General features: G+C 54.6%; 7 protein-coding genes. 4 read left to right on the forward strand and 3 right to left on the reverse strand.

Features of this window, described 5'->3' with window-relative positions; translation table 11 throughout:
* Nucleotides 1-409 precede the first annotated feature (409 nt).
* From OSO_RS0101220 to OSO_RS0101230, 3 genes are all read left to right on the forward strand, one after another.
* Nucleotides 410-1,153: a metallophosphoesterase family protein gene (locus OSO_RS0101220; RefSeq protein ID WP_029246529.1), complete on the forward strand. Its 744-nt coding sequence runs from the start codon at nt 410-412 to the stop codon at nt 1,151-1,153.
* Between the two features lie 154 nt (nt 1,154-1,307).
* Nucleotides 1,308-3,386 carry a membrane protein insertase YidC gene (gene yidC, locus OSO_RS0101225; protein WP_010581767.1) on the forward strand — a complete coding sequence of 693 codons (2,079 nt, stop codon included), beginning with the start codon at nt 1,308-1,310 and terminating at the stop codon, nt 3,384-3,386.
* Between the two features lie 79 nt (nt 3,387-3,465).
* Complete coding sequence (locus OSO_RS0101230; protein ID WP_010581768.1) at nt 3,466-4,215, forward strand: polyprenol monophosphomannose synthase; 750 nt, start codon at nt 3,466-3,468, stop codon at nt 4,213-4,215.
* 37 nt (nt 4,216-4,252) lie between these two features.
* Here OSO_RS0101230 and OSO_RS0101235 read toward each other — a convergent pair whose 3' ends face one another.
* On the reverse strand, nt 4,253-5,248 hold the full coding sequence (locus OSO_RS0101235) for an ABC transporter substrate-binding protein (RefSeq protein WP_010581769.1): 996 nt from the start codon (nt 5,246-5,248) through the stop codon (nt 4,253-4,255).
* Between the two features lie 245 nt (nt 5,249-5,493).
* Nucleotides 5,494-7,944, reverse strand: a complete 2,451-nt coding sequence (locus OSO_RS0101245) for a midas domain-containing protein (protein ID WP_010581770.1) — start codon at nt 7,942-7,944, stop codon at nt 5,494-5,496.
* Between the two features lie 517 nt (nt 7,945-8,461).
* On the opposite strand from OSO_RS0101245, the gene eno reads away from it, so the two are divergent.
* Nucleotides 8,462-9,733, forward strand: a complete 1,272-nt coding sequence (eno, locus tag OSO_RS0101260) for a phosphopyruvate hydratase (protein WP_010581772.1) — start codon at nt 8,462-8,464, stop codon at nt 9,731-9,733.
* Between the two features lie 123 nt (nt 9,734-9,856).
* On the opposite strand, the gene rpoD is transcribed toward eno, so the two are convergent.
* A complete protein-coding gene (gene rpoD / locus OSO_RS52365; RefSeq protein WP_010581773.1) occupies nt 9,857-11,518 on the reverse strand; it encodes an RNA polymerase sigma factor RpoD in 1,662 nt (553 codons plus the stop codon).
* Nucleotide 11,519: the final 1 nt, after the last annotated feature.

The following is an 11,519-nucleotide window of genomic DNA, read 5'->3' on the forward strand; positions in this document are numbered from 1 at the left end:
CATTGCTTGCCGCGAGTGTCAGGCAGATTTATGATCCATTTTAAGGGTCTCGTCCATTTTTCATTGATGGTGCGTTACGCTGGCCATGAGACGGCGCGGCGGGGCACAGTAAAAATTCTGATTGAAGCGATGCCAATCAATCGGAATCTGGTCATCAGGGTGGGCGGACTCTGAATTGTGTCAAAGCCCACGGTTGCGAATGAGGGCTTCTCCAACGCGAGCATACCTGCAGGACCGAGCAACCGAATTACACGCATTGAAGTGGAGCTGCAAACCTGAATTGACACGTTGATGAACTCGCAACGTGCAGGCCAATGAGCCTGCGGGCGATTCGTACGAACCTGTCAGAACAGGATGGCTGTGCCACGAGTTTTACACCGTCCCTTTGCGATCCAGCGAGGAATCAGCGTTGCGCGCCATCATTAGCGATATTCACGCGAATCTCGAAGCGCTGGAAGCCGTCCTGGCCGACATCCGGGGGCAGAATATCTCCGAAATCTACTGCCTGGGAGACATCATCGGTTATGGCCCCAATCCGTGCGAGTGTATCGATCGGGTGATGTCGACCTGCAAGTTGACGTTGCTAGGGAACCATGATCAGGCCGCCTTGTTCGATCCAGAAGGATTCAACGCCAGTGCCGAGCGTGCGGTGTTTTGGACCCGAAAAACCCTCGAATCGAGTTCGGGGCCGGATGCGGATAAACGCTGGGATTTCTTGGGTGAGTTACCTCGAGTTCATCGTGAACCGAATTACCTGTTCGTACACGGTTCTGCCCGCAATCCACTGAATGAATATGTCTTCCCCGAAGACATCTACAACCAGCGGAAGATGGAGCGAATCTTCTCATTGGTCGAGAAGTACTGTTTTCAGGGGCATACGCATATTCCCGGTGTGTTCACCGAGGATTTGAATTTTCTGGCACCTGAAGAGATCGATTTCAAGTACGAGATGACAGACAAGAAGATTCTTGTGAATGTTGGTTCCGTTGGTCAGCCGCGAAATAGTGACAACCGTTCCTCGTATGTTGTCCTCGACGGCAATATGATCTACTTCAAGCGGGTCGAATACGATTTCGCCCGAACCGCACAGAAAATCTACGAGATCTCTGATCTCGATAATTTTCTGGGAGAGCGTCTCGCGGACGGGCGCTGATCACCTGTGATCTGCTGCCGTCGAATATGCGTTGTGAAAATGTCAGCGAAATTGACGGAATGGTTTCCTCAATTCGTTGGCCGCGATTGAAAGCTTTAGTCCTCGTTGGCAACTGCGAGGACGGGCAAGTCCCCTCTGGTAATTGGTATCTGGAATGGAACAGCGACGGTTTTTTGTCTTTTTCGTGTTGTCCATGGCGATCTGGCTCGCCTGGTTTCAACTGGCTGTTCCCTTCTTTTTCCCGAATGCGCTGAAGCCGCCAAATCAATCGAATGAGGCGGCGACTGTTGCGGAGAAGGAAAAACAGGCATTTGATAGCGCCGCAGATGCATCAAAACCTGTGAATCTGGCGATCACTCCGGTGACGCCTGTGATTGAAGCCAATGTTCCCGCTCATCCCTCGAAGACGATCCAGTTGGGGCCCGTCGATCCCGATCTGGACAAGGTTGCGGCAAACACCGCGTCACTCGACGAATTCTTTCTTGCCGCTCAACTCAACAGTCAAGGTGCGGCCATTGATTCGGTCGAGCTGACGGATAAGAAGCGTTATCCGGCATTCGGACATCGTGGTCGACGCGTTCGGGTGCTCGGAAGTGACGCACGCACACCGCTCAAAACCTTCGCGCTGCGCTCGGCAGAGATCGACAAGCAACTGGGGAATTCCACCCTCGATTTGGTTTCATGGGAAGTGGTTCCCGAAATCGACCCCAAGCAGGCGGAACGGGCTGCGACGTTCCGGTTCAAGTCACCCGACGGTCAATGGGAATTGACCAAACGTTTCGAGCTGACGCAACTGACGCCAGAGCAGCTTGAGCATAAGAATCATCGTGATACGTTGGTCGAAGGCTACGAAATCAAGCTGACGATCACGTCGAAGAATCTCACCGCCCAGGATCAGACCCTCAGCTATACGTTGCAAGGACCCGTTGGTATTCCCCTGGAGGATGCCGAGAATTCGTACAAGTATCGCGATATTCGGATGGGATTCTTGCGTGATGATGGCGTCACAGTTGATGAGAGCAAACAATCGGCCGCCGATACGGTCAAGAAAGATCGCAACAAGGCTACGACGCCCATCGCCGAATGGGCGCGAAAAGTCAAATACATCGGCGTCGACGTGCTGTACTTCGCAACGTTGATCCTGCCAGGGGCCGATCAGCTGGAATTCACGAAAGCGGTTGTCGCCAGCGAAAACCGCGAGAAGCCTGAGTACAGCGATGTTTCCGTTGAACTGAAGTCCAAGGTGATCACGGTTCCCGCCAATGGTGAGGTCACGCACGAGTACACGTTGTTTGCGGGACCGAAACGCAAGGAATTGATCGGTCGCCTCTCGGCCATGGCCGTGATGGACTATGGCTGGTTCGATTCCATCTGCCGGGGGATGGTCTGGTTGCTGAATATGTTCCATGGACTGGGGCTCAGCTACGGAATTGCGATCATCTGCCTGACCGCTCTCGTGCGAACGCTTTTGATGCCAATCTCAAAGCATCAGGCGGCCAACGCCGCGAAGATGAAGGTGCTACAGCCGAAGATGTTGGCCAAGCAAAAAGAGCTTGAGGCCAAGTATGGCAAGAATACCGAAGAATATATGAAGGCCGCTCAAGAGCTGAGCAAAGAGCAGCTTGGCCTGATGATGAGCGGGTGTCTGCCGATGTTCCTGCAACTGCCTATCTTCATTGCACTCTACCGTGCGATTGGCAGTTCGATCGAATTGCGGATGGAACCGTTCCTCTGGTTCGAAAATCTGGCGTCGCCGGATGCTCTGTTTAAACTGCCGTTTGTCGTCCCCTGGTTCGGGTGGACGCACTTCAATTTGCTGCCGTGCATCTCGACCGGTTTGATGTTTATTCATCAGAAGTTGACGATGCCGCCGCCGACCAATGAAGAACAGGCGCAGCAGCAGAAGATGATGAGTTACATGATGATTTTCATGGGAGCCATGTTCTTCCGCGTTCCATCAGGGTTGTGCCTGTACTTCATCGCGACCAATGTCTGGTCGATGACCGAGCGATGGGTGTTCGAGCACTTTAAAAAAGAGAGCCCTCCCGAAGGTGAAGCCGTGCTGGTTGGACCAGCGGGATCTCCACCTCTGGCAGATGGCGGCAAGCCATCAGTCGTCGGCGGGTTTTGGAAAAGTCTGCAAGACGCGGCAGACAATCAACGCGCCGCGTCACGCCAGTTAGAAGGCGGGGCGACCTCAAACCGAAGTGACAAAAAGAAAAAGAAGCGATAGCCCGGTTTCCCGGACTGGGCTGGACGTCGGCGACATCTTCTACGAATATCCGCGACCAATATTCGTTTTGGAGTCATAAATGTCGCCTGTCGCACCGCTTTCGTCATCACGGCTGGTTGTCACGCTCTGTACTTACAACGAGCGTGAAAACATCGGCAAGCTTATTCCGCAGATTCTCGAAGCACTGCCAGATGCCGATGTTTTGGTTGTCGATGACAATTCACCGGACGGTACGGCGGACGTCGCCCGGCAGATGGGGGCCGCAGACCCACGTGTAAAACTGTTGCTTCGGACCAAGAAGGCGGGACTCGGGGCAGCAACGCTTGCCGGATTTCAATGGGCCATTGACCAAGGCTATGACTACGTTCTGAATATGGACGCGGATTTTAGCCATCATCCCCGCCATTTGCGTGCGATCTGGGGATGCATGCAAATGGCCGATGTGGGAATCGGTTCGCGATACGTGCCTGGTGGCGGCATCACCGGTTGGAGTGCCATGCGGCATTTCATGAGCCAGGGAATTAACTGGTATTCTCATGTGCTGCTGGGAGCCAAGGCACGCGACTGCAGCGGATCATTTCGCTGCTATCGCATCAGCAAGATTCGAGAGCTGGACTTTACGAAGATTCGCTCACGCGGATACGCGTTTCAGGAAGAGTTCCTCTATCGATGTGCCCGCGTCGGGTGTCGCATCGTCGAGACTCCCATCGTGTTTGAAGACCGTATCATCGGCCAATCGAAGATCAATGTCGCCGAAATTGTCCGGTCGCTGCGCGATCTATTCTTGCTCGGACTGGACGGAATTCGCGACACGCCCGTCACGCGATAGACCTTCGAATCGAGTTTTCACCAAACCGCTGGACGACTCAGTACCGTTCGGGATTGAGCAATTTATCCATTTCGGGTGTTTTCATGTTCTCGGGAGTGGCCAGAAACTCGCCGGTGCCGATTCGTTTTTCGACCGGCTCGCCACGGATGGAGTTCACGATGGTCATCACAGACTGATAGCCCATGCTGACCGGATCTTGCAAGACGATGCCGTGACACGTTCCGTCGCTCATGGCTCGGATCAGGTCTTCGCTGGAATCAAACGCGATGAACTTGACCTTGCCAGCGAGTTGAGTTTCCCTCAACGCGATCAGAACCCCATTGGCGTTCGGTTCGCAGACGGCGAAGATGCCGTTGACCTCATTGCGATATTTCCCCAAGACCTGCGTGGCCTTGTCGAGTGACTGTTCGGGAGTCGTTCCCGCATATTCGCTGGAGGAGATGACTGTCACCCCCGGAAATTCCGTTTTCAATGTTTCGAGGAATCCTTCTTCGCGTTGTTCGGTGCTCTCGCTACCCGAATTGTAACGCAGAATGATGACATTCCCGTAGCCACCCAGCAGACTGGCCATGTGCCGCGCGGCCAGTTCCCCACCTTTGCGATTGTCGGTTGCGACGTAGCTGACGATCACCGATTCGTCTTGAAGAGCGCTGTCAAAGATGACGACGGGAACGGATGCTTCAACCGCTTCTTTCACGGGGCTGATCAATGCCTGTTTGTCGAGCGGCGCCAGGCAGATTCCATCGACCTTCGATGAAATGAAATCCTGAACGACATTCATTTGAGTGTCGCGATCGTTCTCGAGCAGAGGTCCCTTCCAGAGAATCTCAACGTTGCCCAGTTCTTTCGCCGCTTTCTGAGCTCCGGCGTGAACCGATTTCCAAAAGACATGCGTCGTTCCTTTGGGGATCACGGCAATCCGTAATTTCTTAGAAGCCCCCTCTTTGCCCGACGCTGCGGTGTCGGATTTGGTGCTTCCTGAGCAGCCTACGATCAGTGAAACACAAATAAACGACGCGAGCGCACGGCGCATGGTGTGAATCCCCGGGAATCGAAAAGTTGATTGAAAGAGGACTACAATTGTCACATGCGGGATCGTTTGTCACAAGTCGGTGCAGCCAGATTCACTGCCGCCCATCCAGGTCAGGAGCCGGTGAATCGAGCGCCGGCGACAAGACCGCAGCCCACATCAGAAGGTGTGCTCCTTCAATCCGCAGCAAGCGGACCAACGGGCCTGCGAATGATGCACCCACCTGCGAGATCACGATCCTGCGATCACTAGAACAGACCGCCGAGAGTTGAAATCAACATCGCTGCCGGGCCCGATGCTTCACTCCCATCCCACATGGTCGAGACCCCGCCCCAGAGTACGAGAACGGTCACAGCCATTGCCAATGACGCGCCGATGATCGGGGCCACTGCCGCCATTCCCCAAGGTGGTTCTGTTGGTCCAGTTCGACGTTTGGGAGCCGCCGCGACTTCTGCTTCAAGGCTTTCGTCACTCGCCCCTTCGGCCACGGAAACCGAGTCTGCACTGAACGCGTCATCGGAGACTTCAACGACCTCGTCTTCATCAATGCTGGCGAACTCGTCACTAAAATCACTGCCGACGGCCGCGTCAAGGTCTTCCGAGATGTCAAGATCTTCGACTTCCAGTGGCTCGTCCAATTGGAACGCTTCGCTCAAATCGAGCGACTTGCTTCCGGAGGATTTCTTCTTGTCTCGCTGGACCACGGTCTCTGAGGAACTGAGATCCTCATCGAGTGTCATTTCCATCGTGTGATCGCTTTCGGCCAGACTGACATCGAATCCCGAATCACGGGACTCAAAGGTTTCGGTCTGCCCCGCGTTTTTCGACTTGGGCTCGAAGTCAGGCAGGTCGCGGTCGACGAACGTCGCTCCCAGATCGTCGGAGTCATCACCCAGGCTGATTCCGCTGTCACCACTTTCAATCGAGATCCCACTGTCGGCATCCATCAGGCTGATGCCGCTATCGGCTGGGGAATCGAAACGGATTCCGCTATCACCTTGATCAAGCATGATTCCGCTATCAGCGCCCTGCGTGTCGAGCGAGATTCCGCTGTCTTGGTCCAGGCCAAAACGGATGTTGCTGTCGTCCTGTAGGCCACCCAGCACAATGTCACTCGCTGGCTTTTGGGCTGCTGATAGAACCTTGATATCGGAGCCTGCCGGATCGAGCGAAATTCCGCTGTCGGTTCCCGACTGGTCGAGCGAGATTCCACTGTCACTCGGTTCGGCTTCTAGAGAAATCCCACTGTCAGGCTCAACGGCAATCTCACTGTCAGTGGCGGACGACGCGAGCGTGAATTCACGATCCAGGCCGGTCTCCTCGAGGGAAACTTCACTGTCATCGTCGGCTTGATGCAGTCGAAGCTCGTTCTGAGACTCGGAAGTGACGGGAAGCTCATGTTCCGTAATAGGTGATTCGAGCAGCGACAATTCAAATGAATCATCGTCGTCATCGGCCATTTCGAGGGGATGCTCGGCGGTGTCCGAGTGAGCGTCCTGTTCGATCGCCGCTTCTTCGACGTTGTCCAGGAAATCAAGGCTCAATTCAACCGGATCGTCTGCCGGTTCCGGAGTTGAAGTTTCGAGACTCACTGCTGGTACAACTGGGGTGGACGGGGTCGATCCGGGCTCCAGACGCACACTGCTGTCACTCAACTTGACGTCACTATCGGTATCGGCATGAATCGATGCCACGGGCGCTGCCGCGTCCGGTGACAGTTTGCCCGAATCGCTCGCAAGTCGGACGTCGCTATCGCTATCGGCCTTTTTCCCGAGTCGCCATTTTGACGAGCCCGATTTGGCATCTGCGGGGGAGCCCATCAGGATAATGTCGCTGTCGCTTTCAACGGGTGAGGCACTCTTCTGGGCCGTTCCATGACCTGCTGATGGACTACCTGCGACAGGCGCGATTTGAACATCACTGTCGCTGTCCGGTTGCTTCTGGCTCGACGGAGTTGCTCCTTTCGAGGCGTTTTTCGGCATAGGTGGGATCGCCGAACTCGGCAAGATCGAGACATCGCTGTCGCTTTCGCCCGATTCGCTGACCATTTTGAAGAATCGGACGTCGCTATCGCTTTCTCCCTTGGAGATCGGACCAGACTTGGACGAGCTGACAGGGCCGGATAGCCGGACGTCGCTGTCCGTTCCTGCGGAGGTGCTGCGGGGCTCATCGAAGTCGATCGTCTCGTCACTGATCAGCCGCACATTGCTGTCGCTTTCGATCCGATCGCGCGAGGTGACCTCAAAGTCCGTCTTCTCTCTGGACGACTTTTCCGGGGTATCGAAAACAGATACCTCGCGTGAGGTTTGCATCGATCCTGTTTCGTCGCTGTCGCTCATCCGATTTTCAGGGCGGACGGGTGTCTTTGAGGTTGGCTTCCCAGCCTGCTCGTTCAGCGCGTCTTCATCCAATTCGAGAAACTCGACATCTTCGTCAAATTTCAAACCGTCGTCTTGCTGTTTCAATTTCAGGAAAGGGATGTCACCCTGAGCGTCAACTTGGAACATTTCGCCGGCGGTCCGTGGTGACAGGCGTCCGTCCTGAACCAATTTCACGAAGTCTTCGCGGCGAAACTTGAATGAACCCAGATCTTGAAGTGCCTGAACGTCTCCCGCTTCGACAAGTTGATCCAGCATTTCGGTATCGACACCGAACAGTTGGAAGACTTCGTCAGCGGTCAGGAATCGCTTCTGATTCATGAGTCATTTTCCCAAAACGAATTGGCTCGTATTTCGATCAGTTAACGCTTATCAGTTCGCAGTCAAATCGCGACGGGTGACGTCGTGAATTCAAACGGTTCAATGGTCAGAATTCGCCGAAACTCCATGCCCCACGGAATTATACGTTCCGTTTTCCCGTGAGCGCCGACGAAATTGAAATTGCGTATTCTAAGGTAAGTCGACGTTGTGCCGTTGACCAGCAGATTTTCTGGAAAGCCGCCAATTCTTACGTCGTTGTTTGTGCCCGCTTTCGGCTCTGATTTCATGTGGTGTTTTGGCAACATGCGAAAATCGGCATTCTCGAACGAACCGGAGGGGAACCTGAGAACGCAAAAAACAGGACTGATGGATGCAGTTCTCACATTCTGGTACAACACGGCGGAATTCGAGGCGAATTTGCGTTGGAATCCAGTGCGCTCGGCGCGTTCCGTGTGAATCGTCTCGGAGCCTGATGAAGAACGACGCCCCTGTTTGTTTGAGGAAGAAAGGCTGAAGAATGAGTGTGGCGATCTCCGCCGTACACGCCAGGGAAATCCTGGATAGTCGTGGCAACCCGACCGTTGAGGTCGAAGTGGAACTCGAAGATGGTACGGTTGGCGTTGCCGCAGTACCAAGTGGCGCCAGCACCGGTGCCCATGAAGCGTGCGAATTGCGCGATACCGGCAACAAGAAGCGATATCTCGGCAAGGGGGTTCGCCAAGCGGTCGAGAATGTCAACGAAGTTCTCTCCGATGCGATCATCGATTTGAACGTCACCGATCAGGGCGCGATCGATAAGGCCTTGATTGACGCCGATGGAACTCCCAATAAGTCACGTCTGGGTGCAAACTCCATCCTCGCATGCTCACTCGCCTGCGCACACGCGGCTGCCAAAGCCAGCTACTTGCCGCTCTTTCGCTACCTGGGCGGCGTCGGGGCCAATACCCTGCCAGTACCGCTGATGAACATCATCAATGGTGGTGCGCATGCCAACAATGCGATCGACTTGCAAGAGTTCATGATTGTGCCGGTGGGGTTTGATACGTTCCGCGAAGGTCTGCGGGCCGGAGTCGAAACCTTCCATCATCTGAAGAAGGTGCTGCACGACAAAGGAATGAGCACCGCCGTCGGTGACGAAGGCGGATTCGCTCCGAATCTCGAAAGCAACGAAGCCGCGATTCATGTGATCCTGGCCGCGATCGAATCTGCGGGGTACAAGCCCGGCGAACAGATCAAACTGGCTCTCGATTGTGCCTCGACGGAATTCTACGATTCCAAAACGGGCCTGTACGAGATGGACGGCAAGAAGATCAAAGCCGCCGAACTGGTCGACATCTGGAAGACCTGGTCCGAGAAATATCCAATTTGCTCGATCGAAGACGGCTGTGCCGAAGACGATTGGGACGGTTGGAAGCTGCTGACCGATGCCATCGGTTCCAAGGTTCAATTGGTCGGCGATGACTTGTTCGTGACCAACACGCGCCGCCTGCGTGAAGGGATTTCGAAGGGGATTGCCAACAGCATCCTGGTCAAAGTCAATCAGATCGGAACCCTGTCCGAAACGATCGACGCCGTTCAAACGGCTTATCGCAACGGCTACACGGCCGTGATGAGCCATCGTTCGGGTGAAACCGAAGATACGACGATCGCCGACTTGGCGGTCGCGCTGAATACCGGACAAATCAAGACCGGTTCCGCCAGCCGCACCGACCGAATCTGCAAGTACAACCAACTCTTGCGAATCGAAGAGCTTCTGGGCTCGGACGCACGTTATGGCGGCACGCTGTAGCACAAACAGAGGGCGATGATTTCGCCTTGAAGATAAAACAGCCCGTCAGTCGTACACACGACTGACGGGCTGTTGTTTTGATCGTCTCGACAAATCGATCAAAGGGATCGACAAATTCTTCGGTCAATTTGCTCCGACAGTGGCGGCGGCCAAAGTGTCGAGGAAACCCTTGAGCTGTTTGCTGCGGACCGGATGCTGCAGTTTTCGGACGGCTTTCGCTTCGATCTGGCGAACACGTTCACGCGTCACTTTGAAGATGCGACCGACTTCTTCCAGCGTGTAGGTGTAGCCGTCGCCCAGACCGTATCGCAGCTTGATGATTTCCCGCTCGCGGTAGGTGAGTGTTTTGAGGACGACGTCGATCTTGTCCTTCAGCATTTCTTGCGTTGCCGAGTTCACGGGGCTTTCCGTGCTATCGTCCTCGATGAAATCGCCAAAGTAGCTGTCTTCGCTTTCTCCCACGGGACGATCGAGGCTAATCGGGTGCCGCGAGATCTTCAGCACACGACGTGTTTCTTCCAGGCTGACGCCAGCGGCTTCCGCCGTTTCTTCGATCGTTGGCTCGCGTCCCTTTTCCTGGAGCAGTCGCTTACTGACCTTTCGAAGTTTTGACATCGTTTCGATCATGTGCACGGGAATACGAATTGTTCGTGCCTGATCTGCGATGGCGCGGGTGATTGCCTGTCGAATCCACCATGTGGCGTAGGTCGAGAACTTGTAGCCGCGGCGGTACTCGTACTTGTCGACGGCACGCATCAGACCGGTGTTTCCTTCCTGGATTAGATCCAGGAAGCTCAGGCCGCGGTTGCGATACTTCTTCGCGATGGAAACAACCAATCGCAGGTTTCCGCCCGACAGTTCGCGCATCGCCTGTTCGTAGGCGCCGAATCGCTCGCGAACATCTTCCAGACGTTGACGCAATGAGTCCGGTGTTTCGAGCGTCATTTGCATCAGATCCTGCAGTTCTTTCTGCAGGTTGGCACGCTCATCACGGGCGGACTTCAAATTCTTCATGCTCTCGATCTGCATCTGGATATGATCCATGCGATTCGAGATCTGTTCGAGCCGGCGCATCGTCGGTTGCAAACGTTGCGTCCGCAGGCTGAGTTCTTCGAGCAGCGTCACCATCTTGCGGCGACGTGCAGCCAGGCGATGGTACGTCGCCTTGACATCAGCCGCCGAGGTTCCAGGCGCGCTCATCAACTCGAAATCGAGGATGCTCTTGTCACGCAGAATTTCGAGGGTGCGCAGGTTATGCGGCATCCGGCCGAGGATCTGGTTCTTTTCGAGGCCTTCCGTCACCGACACTTTAATGGTGCGATCAAACGGAAGTTCGCCGACACTGACCTTCTTCAGAATATCGATCGACTGCTTCAGCGCATAATCGCTTTCGAGCAGATGTCGACGGAATCGCTTCCGGGTAATTTCGATTTTCTTCGCGAGCGAAATTTCCTGTTCGCGGGTGAGCAAGGGGATTTCACCCATCTGCGTCAAATACATCCGAACCGGATCATCGATTCGACGCGATTTGTCTTCGCCCTTGTCCGATTTGATCGGCTTCATCTTCGAGTTACGACGCTTCAGAAAAATCTCCGGCGTGACCGGTAGTTTTTCGTCTGCGACGATTTGCATGCCGAGTTCGTCGAGCGACATCAGCAAGTTGTCAAGCTTCTCAGGATTGACGGCTTCGTCTGGCAGGTAAGCATTGACCTGTGAGAACGTCAGGAACCCCTGTTGCCGCCCTGTTTCGATCAACTGGTTCAAACTCGAATCAAGTCTGTACACC

Source organism: Schlesneria paludicola DSM 18645 (assembly GCF_000255655.1).
Classification (GTDB): domain Bacteria; phylum Planctomycetota; class Planctomycetia; order Planctomycetales; family Planctomycetaceae; genus Schlesneria; species Schlesneria paludicola.